General features: G+C 38.9%; 17 protein-coding genes. 14 read left to right on the forward strand and 3 right to left on the reverse strand.

Annotation, left to right across the window (positions count from 1 at the left end; all coding sequences use genetic code 11):
- The first annotated feature begins 31 nt into the window (after nucleotides 1-31).
- The 4 genes from RDY04_RS01535 (at nucleotide 32) to RDY04_RS01550 (ending at nucleotide 4,766) form a co-directional block, all read left to right on the forward strand.
- Complete coding sequence (locus tag RDY04_RS01535; RefSeq protein ID WP_303953230.1) at nucleotides 32-1,096, forward strand: BMP family protein; 1,065 nt, start codon at nucleotides 32-34, stop codon at nucleotides 1,094-1,096.
- A gap of 113 nt (nucleotides 1,097-1,209) precedes the next feature.
- The gene (locus tag RDY04_RS01540) at nucleotides 1,210-2,748 is read left to right on the forward strand and encodes an ABC transporter ATP-binding protein (RefSeq protein WP_003093565.1); all 1,539 of its coding nucleotides are present in this window, start codon (nucleotides 1,210-1,212) and stop codon (nucleotides 2,746-2,748) included.
- Nucleotides 2,741-3,808, forward strand: a complete 1,068-nt coding sequence (locus tag RDY04_RS01545) for an ABC transporter permease (RefSeq protein ID WP_295493998.1) — start codon at nucleotides 2,741-2,743, stop codon at nucleotides 3,806-3,808. Before RDY04_RS01540 ends, RDY04_RS01545 begins: the two co-directional genes overlap by 8 nt.
- Nucleotide 3,809: 1 nt before the next feature.
- On the forward strand, nucleotides 3,810-4,766 hold the full coding sequence (locus tag RDY04_RS01550; protein ID WP_303953146.1) for an ABC transporter permease: 957 nt from the start codon (nucleotides 3,810-3,812) through the stop codon (nucleotides 4,764-4,766).
- Between the two features lie 103 nt (nucleotides 4,767-4,869).
- On the opposite strand, the gene RDY04_RS01555 is transcribed toward RDY04_RS01550, so the two are convergent.
- Nucleotides 4,870-5,505, reverse strand: coding sequence for an MBL fold metallo-hydrolase (locus tag RDY04_RS01555; protein WP_303953149.1), 636 nt, complete (start codon nucleotides 5,503-5,505; stop codon nucleotides 4,870-4,872).
- Nucleotides 5,506-5,600: 95 nt separating this feature from the next.
- Between RDY04_RS01555 and RDY04_RS01560 the strand changes: the two genes are divergently transcribed.
- The 10 genes from RDY04_RS01560 (at nucleotide 5,601) to queF (ending at nucleotide 14,800) form a co-directional block, all read left to right on the forward strand.
- A complete protein-coding gene (locus RDY04_RS01560; protein WP_303953152.1) occupies nucleotides 5,601-8,087 on the forward strand; it encodes a bifunctional DnaQ family exonuclease/ATP-dependent helicase in 2,487 nt (828 codons plus the stop codon).
- Nucleotides 8,088-8,231: 144 nt separating this feature from the next.
- Nucleotides 8,232-8,714, forward strand: a complete 483-nt coding sequence (locus tag RDY04_RS01565) for a DUF5590 domain-containing protein (protein ID WP_303953155.1) — start codon at nucleotides 8,232-8,234, stop codon at nucleotides 8,712-8,714.
- 4 nt (nucleotides 8,715-8,718) lie between these two features.
- Nucleotides 8,719-9,900 carry a pyridoxal phosphate-dependent aminotransferase gene (locus tag RDY04_RS01570; protein WP_303953158.1) on the forward strand — a complete coding sequence of 394 codons (1,182 nt, stop codon included), beginning with the start codon at nucleotides 8,719-8,721 and terminating at the stop codon, nucleotides 9,898-9,900.
- Nucleotides 9,901-9,937: 37 nt separating this feature from the next.
- The gene (gene asnS, locus RDY04_RS01575) at nucleotides 9,938-11,284 is read left to right on the forward strand and encodes an asparagine--tRNA ligase (protein ID WP_002891115.1); all 1,347 of its coding nucleotides are present in this window, start codon (nucleotides 9,938-9,940) and stop codon (nucleotides 11,282-11,284) included.
- A gap of 26 nt (nucleotides 11,285-11,310) precedes the next feature.
- Nucleotides 11,311-11,718, forward strand: coding sequence for a hypothetical protein (locus RDY04_RS01580; protein ID WP_303953161.1), 408 nt, complete (start codon nucleotides 11,311-11,313; stop codon nucleotides 11,716-11,718).
- A 108-nt stretch (nucleotides 11,719-11,826) separates the two neighbouring features.
- Nucleotides 11,827-12,207, forward strand: a complete 381-nt coding sequence (locus RDY04_RS01585; RefSeq protein ID WP_303953164.1) for a RidA family protein — start codon at nucleotides 11,827-11,829, stop codon at nucleotides 12,205-12,207.
- A 173-nt stretch (nucleotides 12,208-12,380) separates the two neighbouring features.
- Complete coding sequence (queC, locus tag RDY04_RS01590; protein ID WP_303953167.1) at nucleotides 12,381-13,034, forward strand: 7-cyano-7-deazaguanine synthase QueC; 654 nt, start codon at nucleotides 12,381-12,383, stop codon at nucleotides 13,032-13,034.
- Nucleotides 13,034-13,477, forward strand: a complete 444-nt coding sequence (gene queD, locus RDY04_RS01595) for a 6-carboxytetrahydropterin synthase QueD (RefSeq protein WP_303953171.1) — start codon at nucleotides 13,034-13,036, stop codon at nucleotides 13,475-13,477. The genes queC and queD overlap by 1 nt, the downstream gene beginning before the upstream one ends.
- Complete coding sequence (gene queE, locus RDY04_RS01600) at nucleotides 13,470-14,186, forward strand: 7-carboxy-7-deazaguanine synthase QueE (RefSeq protein ID WP_303953174.1); 717 nt, start codon at nucleotides 13,470-13,472, stop codon at nucleotides 14,184-14,186. Before queD ends, queE begins: the two co-directional genes overlap by 8 nt.
- Before the next feature lie 122 nt (nucleotides 14,187-14,308).
- Entirely contained in the window at nucleotides 14,309-14,800 is a 492-nt protein-coding gene (gene queF, locus RDY04_RS01605; RefSeq protein ID WP_303953177.1) for a preQ(1) synthase, read from the forward strand.
- 231 nt (nucleotides 14,801-15,031) lie between these two features.
- Here the strand turns inward: queF and RDY04_RS01610 are convergent, their stop codons facing one another.
- A complete protein-coding gene (locus RDY04_RS01610) occupies nucleotides 15,032-15,271 on the reverse strand; it encodes an IS30 family transposase (protein ID WP_308000819.1) in 240 nt (79 codons plus the stop codon).
- Nucleotides 15,184-15,594: a hypothetical protein gene (locus RDY04_RS01615; protein ID WP_303953180.1), complete on the reverse strand. Its 411-nt coding sequence runs from the start codon at nucleotides 15,592-15,594 to the stop codon at nucleotides 15,184-15,186. The genes RDY04_RS01610 and RDY04_RS01615 overlap by 88 nt, the downstream gene beginning before the upstream one ends.
- Nucleotides 15,595-15,624: the final 30 nt, after the last annotated feature.

Here is a 15,624-nt window from a genome sequence, read left to right on the forward strand (position 1 = left end):
GCAAGTTATAGGAGGAGTGTTCAAGATGAAATTGAACAAGAAAATTATTGGAATTGGCCTTGTTGCTGTAGCAGCACTTGGTCTTGCGGCCTGTGCTCGTGGTGGACGAGGTGGTTCAGCAGCTGATTCGAAAGTTAAAGCTGCAATTGTTACAGATACTGGTGGTGTTGATGATAAATCATTTAACCAATCAGCATGGGAAGGCCTTCAAGCTTGGGGTAAAGCTAACAAACTTGAAAAAGATTCAGGTTTCACATATTTCCAATCAAACTCAGAATCTGATTTTGCAACAAACATGTCATCAGCTGTAGACCAAAATTATAATCTTATCTTTGGTGTTGGTTTTGCACTTCACGATGCTGTTTCAGAATCAGCTAAAGATAACGAGAAAATTAATTACGTTATCATTGATGACGTAGTTAAAAACCAAAAGAACGTTGAAAGCGTATTGTTTGCTGATAATGAAGGAGCTTACCTTGCAGGTATTGCCGCAGCAATGCAATCAAAAACAAACAAAGTTGGTTTCATCGGTGGTCAAAAATCAGACACAATTACACGTTTCGAAGCTGGTTTCACTGCAGGTGCTAAATCTGTAAAACCTGATATTGATGTTCAAGTTCAATATGCTGAGTCATTCTCTGATGCTGCCAAAGGTTCAACGATTGCTTCAACAATGTATGCTTCAGGCGCAGATATTATCTATCAAGCAGCTGGTGGAACTGGTACAGGTGTCTTCACAGCCGCTAAAGAGGTTAATGAAAAACTTAGCGCTGATAGCGATAAAAAGGTTTGGGTAATCGGTGTTGACCGTGACCAATCAGCAGAAGGAAACTATACATCTTCAGATAATAAAAAATCTAACTTTGTATTGACTTCAACAATCAAACAAGTTGGTACAGTCGTTAAAGACATTGCTAACGATCAAGTTAAAGGCAAAAAATTTGAAGGTGGTAAAACTAAGACTTACGGTATCAAAGATGGCGGTGTTGACATCGTAACATCTAGTCTCCCTTCAGATATTAAGGATGCAGTCGTAAAAGCTAAAGATCAAATCAAGAATGGTGAATTGAAACCAACTGATGGTCTTAGCAAATAATGGGTTAAGTACACACACTTAGACTTTAAACTGGGACAATTTTTGTCTCAGCAAAGGGAAGCAGTTTATGATTTCCTTTGCTGATATAATAATTATTTTTTATAGGAGATTGTATGACGAAGCCAAATGTCATTGAAATGCACGACATTACCAAAAAATTTGGTGAATTTGTTGCAAACGATCACATCAATCTCGATGTGAGACCAGGAGAAATCCATGCCCTCCTCGGTGAAAATGGTGCAGGTAAGTCAACCTTGATGAATATGCTTGCAGGTCTTTTACAGCCTACAAGTGGAACAATTAAGGTAAATGGGCAAGCTGTGACGATTGATTCACCGTCTAAAGCAACAAAATTGGGTATTGGGATGGTCCACCAGCACTTTATGTTGGTTGAAGCTTTTACAGTTGCTGAAAACATCATTTTAGGTAGTGAAGTGACCAAATCTGGTGGTGTTCTTGATATGAAGAAGGCTGTAAAGGAAATTACAGAATTGTCTCAACGATACGGCCTGGCGGTTGATCCATCAGCTAAGATTGCAGACATCTCTGTCGGTGCCCAACAACGTGTTGAAATCCTTAAAACCTTGTACCGTGGTGCTGATATTTTGATTTTCGATGAGCCCACAGCCGTTTTGACACCTTCTGAAATTACGGAACTTTTAAACATCATGAGAACTTTGGTTAAGGAAGGTAAGTCTATTATCCTTATCACCCATAAGTTGGATGAAATTCGTACGGTTTCTGATCGTGTTACGGTTATTAGACGTGGTAAGTCAATTGATACAGTGACTATTGAAGGCTCTACAAATGCCGATTTGGCTGAAATGATGGTTGGTCGTCATGTTTCCTTTAAGACAGATAAAATTCCTTCAAATCCTAAAGAAGTGGTTCTTTCTATTAAAAATTTGGTAGTTAATGAGAATCGAGGTGTTCCAGCTGTTAAAAACTTATCGTTAGATGTGCGTGCTGGTGAGATAATTGGTATCGCTGGTATTGACGGAAATGGACAGACAGAACTTGTCCAAGCGATTACGGGACTTCGTAAAATTAAATCTGGTGACATCACTATTAAGGGTGAGTCTATCATTCATAAGACCACACGTCAGATTACTGAGATGAGTGTCGGTCATATTCCAGAAGATCGCCATCGTGATGGTATGATTCTTGAGATGACAGTTGCTGAAAATATTGCTCTTCAGACCTATTATAAGGAGCCTAATTCTAAGAACGGTATTTTGAATTATAATATCATCAATGCAAAGGCTCGTGAATTGATGAACGAATTTGACGTTCGTGGTGCTGGAGAATTAATCGCCGGTGGTGATTTGTCAGGTGGTAACCAACAAAAAGCAGTTATCGCCCGTGAAATTGACCGTAATCCAGATCTTCTTATTGTCAGTCAGCCAACTCGTGGTCTTGATGTTGGTGCCATTGAGTACATCCGTAAACGTATTATCGCTGAACGTGATAAAGGTAAGGCTGTCATTGTTGTCAGTTTTGAATTGGATGAAATTCTTGATATGTCAGATCAAATTGCTGTTATCTATGATGGTGCAATTCAAGGTATCTTAGATCCTGCTGAAACCAATAAGCAAGATCTTGGTATCCTTATGGCTGGTGGACAATTGAATAAGGAGGAAGCAAATGTCTAAAAAAACACAAAATTGGGCAGTTCCTTTAATTGCTGTTCTCTTGGGAATGTTGGTCGGTGCTGTTTTGATGTTAATCTTTGGTTACGACCCATTCTGGGCCTACTACGATCTTTTCCAAACGGCCTTTGGTTCTTTGAAAAATATTGGTGAAATTCTACGTGCCATGAGTCCGTTGATTCTTATCGCACTCGGATTTTCTGTAGCATCTAAGGCAGGATTTTTCAACGTTGGTTTGCCAGGGCAGGCCTTAGCTGGTTGGACCTCTGCTGTGTGGTTTGCATTAGCGTTTCCAGAACTACCAAAAGTGGTTTCAGTTTTCTGTACAGTAATCATCGGTCTTGTAGCTGGTGGTATCGCTGGTGCAATTCCGGGTATTCTTCGTGCTTATTTGGGAACTAGTGAGGTCATTGTTACCATCATGATGAACTACATCATTTTGTATGTAGCAAATAATATTGTTCGATTTGGTTTTACAGCCGACATGTTGCGTTCATCAGAAGCATCTAATAAGGTCGCAGCCTCTGCAAGCTATCAAACAGAATTCTTATCATCTTTAACTGGTGGCTCACGTTTTAATATTGGTTTCTTCCTTGCTCTTGCAGCAGTTTTCCTTGTTTGGTTCATGCTCAAGAAAACAACAACTGGTTTTGAAATTACATCTGTAGGTCTTAACCCTCATGCGTCTGAATATGCAGGGATGTCATCAAAACGTGTTATTATCATGTCTATGATTATTTCAGGTGCCCTTTGTGGACTTGGAGGAACAGTAGAAGGACTTGGTACCTTCCAAAATGCATTTGTTCAAAACTCTTCATTGGCAATTGGTTGGAACGGTATGGCGGTTGCTCTTTTGGCTACTAATTCACCTATTGGTATTCCGTTTGCTGCCCTTCTTTATGGTGTCTTGTCTGTAGGTAAGAGTGGTATGATTGGTGTGCCTTCTGAGGTTATCGACGTTGTATCTGCTCTGATTATCTTCTTTGTTGGTGCTAACTACATTATTAGATATTGGGTTCTCCCTCGTCATAAGTCAGTGAAAGCTAAAGGAGGACAAAACTAATATGGACTTCATTACAATTTTAGCCTTGATTGTTGCCTCTATGGTGAAATACTCAGCACCATTGATTTTCACAAGTATCGGTGGTACTTTCTCTGAACGAGGTGGTATCGTAAATGTCGGTCTTGAAGGAATCATGGTTATTGGAGCCTTCGCAGGTGTTATCTTTAACTTGAATTTTGCAGATAGCTTTGGTGATGCAACTCCTTGGATTGCCGCGATTGTAGCAGGTCTTATTGGTCTTGTTTACTCATTGCTCCACGCGGTTGCGACCATTAATTTCCGTGCGGACCATGTTGTTTCTGGTACGGTATTGAACTTGATTGCTCCATCTTTAGCAGTCTTTCTGACACGTGTTATCTTTGGTGCCGGTCAAACACCAGCTATTAGCCATAACTTTAAAACTGTATCATTTCCAATTTTGAGCCATATTCCAATCTTGGGTAAAGTCTTCTTTACGAACGTTTCCTTGATTGCATATGTAGCTATTTTGGTTTCAGTTGTGTCATGGTGGGTTATCTTCAAGACTCGCTTTGGTTTGCGTCTTCGCTCAGTAGGTGAGCACCCACAGGCTGCAGATACACTTGGGATTAACGTTTATCGCATGCGTTACTACGGTGTTATGATTTCTGGTTTTCTTGGTGGTGTTGGTGGTGCGGTTTACGCCCAATCGATTTCAAATAACTTTGCCGTTACCACTATTGCTGGTCCTGGTTTCATCGCTTTGGCTGCTATGATTTTTGGTCGTTGGAATCCAGTTGGTGCTATGCTTTCAAGTTTGTTCTTCGGTTTGTCACAATCATTGGCAATTATCGGAAAACAACTTCCTGGAATTTCACATGTTCCAAACGTCTATTTGCAAATTGCACCATATATTTTGACAATTATTGTTTTAGCTGCATTCTTCGGTAAGGCCGTTGCACCTAAAGCAGATGGTGTTAACTATATCAAATCTAAATAGGAACTCAAAAGAGTTTCTGATGAGAAGGCCCTTGGGCCTTCTTTTCTGTACTCAAAAAGCCCAACTTTGCCGAAATGAGAACAGCAGTGATGAGCTTTTCTTTTTATGAAAAATGTGGGTTAAAGACTTTTTCGTGACCGATAGTTGTGTCCCATCCGTGGCCTGGGAAAACGCGATAGTGGTTAGGAAGAGTGAAGAGTTGCTCTTGAATGCTAGAAAGTAACTGGTCGTGATTACCTGTAGGAAGGTCCCATCGCCCAACTGTTTCTTTAAAAAGGGCATCACCAGAAAAAACAGTTTCTTCTTTTTCAAAGATAAAGGAGACTCCACCGATAGAATGTCCAGGAGTTGGAACAACTTTAAACTGGAAGTTGCCAATGTTATAGTCCTTGATAAAATCAAAGTAGTAGTCAGCAGGATTGACAATAACATCTTCCATATCATCATGACGTGGAAGACCAGACAAATTATGAACAGGATTCATTAACCAGTCTTTCTCAGTTTCTGCGACATAGACAGGCGGGTGGTTATAAGCTTGACGGACAGCTTCGACGCTCATAATGTGATCGTAGTGCGTGTGGGTCAAGAGGATAGCCACAACAGGTTTAGCAATTGCCTCGAGTTCAGCTAAGATACTTGAAGTGTTGCTTCCTGGATCAATGACTAAGCTGGCTGATTCATTTTCTAAAATATAGGTGTTTTCCTGGGCAACAGGATTTAAAATTCGTCTTATTTTCATAGCTCTAGTTTAGCACGAAATTCAGGCTTTTTCCAATATCAGAATGATGGTTTTATCTTTTTTTGGTGTCTTGGATATGCTATAATAAGGTCACTATGAGTGAAAAAAACACGAATAAATATGCCATTGTTGACTTGGAAGCAACCTCCGCTTCGTCAACGGCTAGTATTATACAGGTGGGAATTGTCATCATGCAAAATGGTCAGGTGATTGACGAATTTGCGAGTGATGTTAACCCACACCAAGAACTCGATGATCACATTATTCATTTAACAGGGATTACCGATCAGCAGTTGGCTCAAGCCCCAGATTTCTCAGAAATTGCTAGAACCGTTTTTGAACTGATTGAGGATTGTATTTTTGTTGCCCATAATGTAAAATTTGATGCCAACTTGCTTGCAGAGGCACTTTTTATGGAGGGTTTCGAACTAAGGACACCTCGTGTGGATACTGTCGAATTGGCTCAGGTCTTTTATCCGACGCTAGAACAATATAAACTTTCTTATTTATCACAAGTCTTAAATCTTGACTTAGCACAAGCTCATACAGCAATTGAAGATGCGAGAGCTACAGGACAGCTTTTGTTTCATTTAATGGATAAGATTGCTAGCTTACCTAGACAGACTATTAACATGCTCTTAACATTTTCTGATAATTTGCTTTTTGAGTCTGAATTGGTTATTCGTGATGCTATAAAAGGTAAAACTAACAGTCTTTCAAAGGAATATGTCATGCTTGAGGAATCTGGTATCGTTCTTCGTAGACCCTTGACTTACATGTCGGAACGTAAGCTTTCTCAAGATTTTGAAACTAATATTGCTCTATTAGGTTTGGAATCAAGATCTAAACAAGAGGAATTTGCGAAGACAGTGAGGAGGGAACTTGACAATACTGATATTTCAATGATTCAAGCTCAAACTGGAATCGGGAAAACCTATGGCTATCTGCTCCCCTTGTTAGCACAAGCCAATGTTGATAAAGTAGTAGTAGCTGTTCCGACCAAGCTCCTTCAAAATCAGATTATGAGTAAGGAGGCTAAGGCCTTAGCAGAAGTCTTTAATATTAACTTTCATAGTCTTAAAGGACCAACGAACTATATCAAATTGGATGCTTTTTACCATACCTTGTTACGTCAGGATAGTAACCGTTTGATTAATCGTTATAAAATGCAACTTTTAGTTTGGTTGACTGAAACCGAAACTGGTGATCTTGACGAAATTAAACAGAAACAACGCTACATGGCTTATTTTGATGAAATCAAACATGATGGTAAGCTAAAGGCAGATAGTCTTTTTGCAGGCTACGATTTTTGGAAGCAGTCTTATCAAAAAGGTCAAGAAGCTAGAGTGGTTGTAACCAATCATGCTTATCTATTGACACGTATGGAAGATGACCATGATTTTGTTCGAGGAAAGACTCTTGTGATTGATGAAGGACAAAAGATGGTTCTGGCTTTGGAACAGTTTTCACGTCATCAAGTCAATCTTACGACTCTTTTGCAACATATTCATCGTATTCTTGATAGTGGTAGTCAGACTTTGTTGCAACAGCGTTTGCTTGAAAATTTGCAGTTTGAAGTGAGCCATTTAATTCAAGAGCATCAACAATTCCCTCAGAAGCAGTATAATCGACAGCAATTAAATCGTTTGCTTCAAACCATTTCTGAACTTGAAGGTGAGAGTGATGTGATGGAGATGCTGTCACCATTGAACACACCGCTTTACAGTCATTTTTGGCTTGAAACAGACTATTATCAGGAACATCGCGTTACTTATTTAAAGGCTTCACGTCAGGAGATATTGAAATTATCTAGTTATCTCCCAAGTGCTCAAAAAGTGTTAATCGTTTCAGCAACAATTGATATTGGTCCAGACGTCGATGTGGCTGATTTATTAGGAATAAGTCAGGTACGTAAAGTAAGCCTTCCAATGGATACTTTACCAAATCAAGCTATCTGGATTGATCAAACCATGCCTATGATTGGCGTTTCTTCTGAAGAAGAATATGGAGAAGCAATTGCAAAGCGACTCCAGAAACTATCTGCAATGGGATATCCTATTTTAGTATTATTTACATCTCGAAAGAGTATGATAGCTGTTTCTGATTTGTTAGATCATAGGAAAGTTCATCACTTGACTCAAGAGAAAAATGGGACAGCTTTTAATGTCAAAAAACGTTTCGATAAAGGTGAGACTAATCTCTTACTTGGTATGGGGTCGTTCTGGGAGGGTGCTGATTTTGCTCAACAAGATAAGGTTATCGAGGTTATCACACGTCTTCCTTTTGACAATCCTAAAGATCCTTTCTATCAAAAAATAGAGTCTTTGTTATCTAAGCAAGGAAGAAGTACTTTTGATAGTTACAGTCTCCCGATGACGGTTTTACGTTTCAAACAGGCCATTGGACGTGCCCAAAGAAGACCAGAACAGCGATCAGCTATTTTACTAATGGATAATCGCCCCCTAGTTAAGAGCTATGGAAAACTGTTCATAAAGGAAGTGTCACAAGAAATCATCCTAAAACATGCCCCATTTAAGCTGCTGAAAGAGGACATTCAAGAATTCTTAGAAAAAGACTGCTAATTTCTTAGGCAAAGATTTTCTAAGACGACAGAGTTTCTATACATTTCCTGAGTCATAAAAAGATAGTTATTACTAGTGATATAGCTATGTAAAGATTTCTCTTTTTCTGATATAATAAATTCAGAAACTTTTTTAGGAGGCATTATGCGTAAACAACGACAACCGTGGACAAAAAAGCAACAGCTTATTTTTGGAATGATTGTACTTGTTGTGACTGTAATTGTGTCTATTACAGCAATGCTAGTTGTTGCGGTAAAGCCCTATGTCGATGCTGAGAAGCAAGTGATTGCCATAGCTAAGACCAAAGCTGATCTTCATACTGTTTCTGAATTTAATATCTACAACGGTCAGGCAACCTACTACGGACTTCTTGGAAAGTCTGGTCAAGGTGAGAAACTGGCTATTATCGTGAGTCATGATTCAGGTGAGGTTGATATCTACAAGCAATCTGATGGTATAAGTAAGTCAGTGGCTAAAAAAGCAGCTAAAGCCTATGGTGCTAAGGATATATCCTATGTCCACCTAGGAAAATATGGCAAAACTCCTATTTGGGAAGTGAAGTCAGGAACCCAGTATTATCTGGTTGATTTTATCTCAGGTCAGGTTATTAAAGTGGAAGGACTATAATGAAATGACAAAATTATCAAATCGTGTATTACAAATGGAAGAAAGTGTTACTTTAGCTGCCAGTGCGCGTGCTAAAGCTCTTAAAGCTCAAGGACGTGATATCTTGAGTTTGACACTCGGTGAACCAGATTTTGTAACACCTAAGAACATTCAAGATGCTGCCATTGCCTCTATCGAAAATGGTAAGGCAAGTTTCTATACCGTAGCTTCTGGACTTCCAGAACTTAAGGATGCGATTAGCACTTATATGGAAAATTTCTACGGCTATACTGTGAAACCAAATGAGATTGTTGTCGGCACTGGTGCTAAGTTTATCTTGTATGCTTTCTTTGCTACGGTCATCAATCCTGGTGATGAAGTCATTATTCCAACACCTTGCTGGGTTTCTTACGTAGACCAAGTTAAAATGGTTGAAGGTATTCCGGTCACTTTCCAAACAACTGAAGCTAATCACTTTAAAGCAACGGTTGAACAACTTGAAGCAGCCCGTACTGAAAAAACTAAAGTTGTCTTGCTTAATTCTCCATCAAATCCAACAGGAATGATTTACAGCAAAGAAGAATTGCAATCAATTGGCGACTGGGCAGTTGAGCACGATATTTTGATTTTAGCTGATGACATTTATGGCCGATTGGTCTATAATGGCAATACTTTCACACCAATTTCAAGCTTGTCAGATGCTATTCGTAAGCAAACAATTGTGATTAATGGTGTTTCCAAGACCTATTCTATGACAGGTTGGCGCGTGGGATTTGCTGTAGGAGATCCAGAAATTATTTCAGGAATGGCGAAGATTATTAGCCAAACAACATCAAATCTTACAGCAGTTTCTCAATACGCTGCTATTGAAGCTTTAACTGGTGATCAGTCTTCTATTGAAGAGATGCGTCAAGCCTTTGAAGAACGTTTGAATACGATATATCCACTCTTGGCTGAAGTACCTGGATTTGAAGTTATCAAACCTCAAGGTGCCTTTTACCTTTTCCCTAATGTTAAAAAAGCTATGGAAATCAAAGGCTATACAGATGTCAATGATTTTACCAATGCCATCCTTGAAGAGGCAGAGGTGGCTTTAGTGACAGGTGCGGGATTTGGTGCTCCTGAAAATATTCGTTTTAGCTATGCTACAGATTTAGATACTCTGAAAGAGGCTGTTCGTCGTATCAAAGCATTTATGGAAAAATAAATTTTAATATAAATCAAAAGAAAAGAGAAGTAATTACATGTCTAAACAATTAGTTTCAATTATTGATGTGCCTAAACACGTGGGCGAAGAAATCACTATCGGTGCATGGGTAGCTAACAAATCAGGTAAAGGGAAATTGGCCTTTCTTCAATTGCGTGATGGAACTGCCTTCTTCCAAGCGGTAGCTTTCAAACCTAACTTCATCGAAAAATACGGTGAAGAAGAAGGTACTGAAAAATTTGATACTGTTAAACGCCTTAGTCAAGAAACATCAGTTTATGTGACTGGTGTGGTCAAAGAAGACGAACGTTCAAAATTTGGTTACGAGTTGGATGTGACAGCAGTAGAAGTCATCGGTGAATCACATGATTACCCAATCACACCAAAAGAACACGGAACTGACTTCTTGATGGATAATCGTCACCTTTGGTTGCGTTCACGTAAACAAATGGCTGTTCAACAAATTCGTAATGCGATTATTTACGCAACTTACGAATTCTTTGATAAAAATGGTTTCATCAAATTTGATAGTCCAATTTTGTCGGGAAATGCAGCTGAAGATTCAACAGAATTATTTGAAACGGATTACTTTGGTACACCTGCTTACCTAAGCCAATCTGGTCAGCTTTACCTTGAAGCTGGTGCCATGGCTCTTGGTCGTGTCTTTGACTTTGGTCCTGTTTTCCGTGCCGAAAAATCAAAAACACGTCGTCACTTGACTGAGTTCTGGATGATGGATGCTGAGTATTCGTTCTTGTCACATGATGAGTCTCTTGACTTGCAAGAAGCATATGTTAAAGCGCTTATTCAAGGTGTTATTGATCGTGCGCCACAAGCTCTTGAAATTCTTGAACGTGACGTAGATCTTCTTAAGAAATACATTGCTGAGCCATTCAAGCGTGTATCTTATGATGAGGCAATTGATCTTCTTCAAGCACATGAAAATGATGAAGATACAGATTATGAGCACCTCGAACATGGGGATGACTTCGGTTCACCACACGAAACTTGGATTTCAAACTATTTTGGTGTTCCAACATTCGTTGTTAATTATCCAGCAAGCTTCAAGGCCTTCTACATGAAACCAGTTCCTGGTAATCCTGAGCGCGTTCTTTGTGCAGACCTTTTGGCTCCAGAAGGTTATGGTGAAATCATCGGTGGTTCAATGCGTGAAGATGACTACGATGCTCTTGTAGCTAAAATGGATGAACTCGGAATGGACCGTTCAGAATACGAATTCTACCTTGACCTTCGTAAATATGGTTCGGTACCACACGGTGGTTTTGGTATCGGTATTGAACGTATGGTTACTTTCGTAGCTGGAACAAAACACATCCGTGAAGCTATTCCATTCCCACGTATGTTGCACCGTATCAAACCATAAGTAAAATTCTTTAGGAGTGCAAAAGTATGAAAAGATGGTTACTTGGTCTTTTGGCCTTACTTTGTATGGTTTCGATGGTAGCTTGTAGCAAGTCTGCTCCCTCACTGGAGGGTGAATGGCAGGCACAAGATGCCTTAAAGAAGGATTATACGATTGTCTTCAAGAAAGATAAGGTCAAGATTGGTGAGCAGGATTATAACTATACAGTGGATGGTCCAAAGTCTAAAGCTGACTTTACCTATTATTCGCTTAAAGTAAAAGAGCAGGGAAAAGAAACGAGTTATACTGTATTTTTCCCCACAAAATCAAAAGAAACAGCCCTCTTTTTACAACCTAATGATGACAAAGAGCCTCTGAAAGGGCAAATGCTCTTTGCACTCAATAAAAAGGAAAAACCAGACTACTATGACTATGTCAAAAAGTATATGAAATAATAAGAGAAGGATTAGTTTGGAGATAATTCTTTTCTTTTTGAAAATACCTGTTTCAATTTTCAGAATATTTTGCTATAATAACAACATACTAGTCGAAGGAGAATTATCATGGCAAAAACTATTCATACTGATAAAGCACCAGCTGCAATTGGACCTTATGTTCAAGGTAAAATCGTAGGAAATCTTTTGTTTGCATCTGGCCAAGTACCATTGTCACCAGAAACAGGTGAAATCATTGGTGAAACGATTCAAGAACAAACAGAACAAGTCCTTAAAAATGTTGGCGCTATTTTGGCAGAAGCTGGAACAGACTTTGACCATGTTGTGAAAACAACTTGTTTCCTCAGCGATATCAATGATTTTGTTCCATTTAACGAGGTTTATGCAACTGCATTTAATGCTGACTTTCCTGCACGTTCTGCGGTAGAAGTAGCACGCTTACCGAAAGATGTTAAAATTGAAATCGAAGTTATTGCTGAGATTGATTAAGGAAGAGAGCCTTGGCTCTTTTCTTTTTATCTTAACTATGATAAACTATTGAAGATAAATAATTTTCGATGTTTGGGAGACACCATCGCTAAAAAAAACCAGTAATGGCGTTTTTTGGCTCCCCCAAGGGGCCTTTTTATGTGTCTCAGACATCACGAATAAAGAGGAATATTATGAAACGTCAATCAGCTTTGGTCGTCTTTAGTGGCGGTCAAGATTCTACAACTTGCCTTTTTTGGGCTCTAAAACATTATGAAACAGTTGAATTAGTTACTTTTGCATACGGACAACGTCATAGCTTGGAAATTGAAGTAGCTAAAGAGATTGCGCAAGAACAAGGGCTTAAACATCATGTTTTGGATATGTCTTTGCTTGGTCAAATCACTGAAAATGCCTTAACATCTGATATTGAGATTGAGGCTGAAGAAGGTGAAGTACCAAATACCTTTGTAGACGGGCGTAATCATCTTTTCCTTTCTTTTGCAGCTGTTCTAGCCAAGCAACGTGGTATCACTGATATTGTTACGGGTGTTTGTGAGACAGACTTTTCTGGTTATCCAGACTGTCGTGATGTTTTTGTCAAATCCCTTAATGTCACACTTAATCTTGCCATGGCCTATGATTTTGTTATCCAAACCCCACTCATGTGGTTAGATAAGGCTGAGACTTGGGCTTTGGCTGACCAACTAGGAGCTTTTGACTACGTTCGTGAAAAAACGCTGACTTGCTATAACGGTATTATAGGGATAGGATGTGGTGATTGCCCTGCCTGTCACTTGCGTCAAAAAGGTCTTGAAAAATATCTTGCAGAAAGAGGAGATGCTTAATGTTTTTTGCACCGAAAGAAATCAAAAAAGAAACAGGTGAGTCTTTGGTTTATAATCCTCACCGTACAATGGTTTCTAAAGAGTTTACTTTTGATGCTGCCCATCATCTCTTTAATTATGAGGGAAAATGTAAGTCCCTTCATGGCCATACTTATCACCTTCAGATTGCAGTAAGTGGTTACTTGGATGAGCGTGGTATGACTTATGATTTTGGTGACCTTAAGCGCATTTATAAGGACCATTTGGAACCTCAGTTAGATCACCGTTATCTCAATGAGACATTGCCTTATATGAACACAACTGCGGAAAATATGGTTTTCTGGATTTTCCAGACGACTAGTGAATATCTTCCGGAGGAGCGTGGGCTTCGTTTGGAGTATGTACGGCTATATGAGACACCGACAGCTTTTGCGGAGTTTAGACGGGAGTGGTTAGATGACTAGAGAACGAGTACTTAAACTACCAGTCCTTGAAATTTTTGGACCGACCTTTCAAGGGGAAGGCCGAGCTATCGGTCAAAAGACCATGTTTGTAAGGACAGCGGGATGTGATTACCATTGTGATTGGTGTGATTCTGCCTTCACTTGGGACGGGTCAGAAAAGCCAACCCGAATGACAGCTGATGAAGTTATTGAAGCTTTAGATGCACTAGGGACTTACGATTATGTTACTCTGTCTGGAGGGAATCCAGCTCTTTTAGCAGCAAATATGGCAGAACTCGTTTCAAAACTCAAGGCTAGAGGCATAACTCTGGCCGTTGAAACACAAGGCTCTCGTTGGCAGGAGTGGTTAAGGGATATTGACCAAGTAACCTTAAGTCCTAAACCACCTTCATCTAAGATGGAAGTCAATATGGAGACACTTGATTTTATTGTTTCCCAGCTGGATCCTGATAAGCTTACTTTTAAGGTTCCTGTCTTTGATGATGCTGATTTGGCTTTTGCTAAGATGATTCAAGAGCGTTATCAACCAGATGTTATGTTTCTCTCAGCTGGTAATCCTGAACCGAAAGCAGAAGGAAATATTGTCCAACATCAATTAAATCGCCTCAAGGAACTCTGGGAAACAGTAGCTACTGATGACTCATGGGGCAATGTACGTGTTCTCCCTCAGCTTCATACCCTACTCTATGATAATGAGCGCGGAGTCTAATCTTCACATTCTATAAGCTTAGAATTGATAGTATTTTTACTTTTTTAATAATTAACATTAGAAATTTAGATTAAAAATTGACCATATAAAGGTCTAGAAAAATTAACAATAAAGGAAGAAAAATGTCACAACAAGAAGAAATGAAAAACCTCACTCTCCTTGGTAATAAGGAGACACCTTATATTTTTGAATACTCTCCACAAGTTTTGGAATCTTTTGATAATCGTCATGTTGATAATGATTATTTTATCAAATTCAACTGTCCAGAATTTACGTCACTTTGTCCTATTACTGGGCAACCAGATTTCGCTAGCATCTATATCTCTTATATTCCAGACCAGCTTTGTGTGGAGTCTAAATCTCTAAAGCTTTATCTCTTTAGCTATCGTAACCATGGTGATTTCCACGAAAACTGTATTAATACCATTGGTAAAGATTTAGTGGAGCTTTTGAATCCTCGTTACCTTGAGGTTTGGGGGAAATTTACTCCTCGTGGTGGTATTTCAATTGACCCCTATTACAACTATGGTCGTCCAAAATCAAAATATGAAAATATGGCCGAGCAACGTCTTTTTAATCATGATCTTTATCCTGAAAATATTGATAATCGTTAACCCAATGATGAAAGTCCTTATAAGAATAATGGACTTTTTTCTTGTCCAAAAATAGATTAAGTGGTATCGGAAGTAAAAATATTTTTGACATTATATTGGTCATATGTTAGAAACTTCTATCATTAAAATAGTTTGACAATAGAAACTTTATTTCTCACAATTAGGTTGTAAAACGCAGTGTAAGCGGTCTCTTGTAAAAAGGTATATTTATTTTAAAAAGGGCTTGAATTGTCAAATTAAGTACGTACTTTCCCCACAGAATACTTCATAAGGTGTTTTCCAGTTATGACATTTTCGTGGCTTATTATTAAGTTTGTTCTCCCACAGATGAATAGTCTGCACATCAACCAATGTTAGATTACTACCCTTTGGAAAATATTCTCTTAGTAGTCCATTCGTATTCTCATTAGTCCCTCGTTGCCATGGAGCATAGGGATCAGGAAAATAGACTTCAATTTTTTTACATGAGATAGTGAGTTATCATCAAAATACCCTCTGTAAATGGCTCTATAGATTGTTTGATAACTAATAACAGTTTTCCCATACTCTAATCTCAAATGACCTTCTATTTCTTCAGGAGACCATTGGTAATCGAGAAATAAATGTTTGACGGTATTGCTTAAATTGTGATCTCTTTCAAGCATACGTTTTCGCCCACAGTGTGATTTAGCAATATAGTAGGCTTTCTGTGCATGACCTGGAGAATAGCTTCCTTCTTTTAGATGTCGCTTCCACTCACGACTAATACTAGACGGATGACGATGAAGTGGCTTAACAAAATGATGGTAGCTCATAAGATTTCCTTTCGTAACTAGTTCGTTCAA

The organism is uncultured Streptococcus sp. (assembly GCF_902463925.1).
Classification (GTDB): domain Bacteria; phylum Bacillota; class Bacilli; order Lactobacillales; family Streptococcaceae; genus Streptococcus.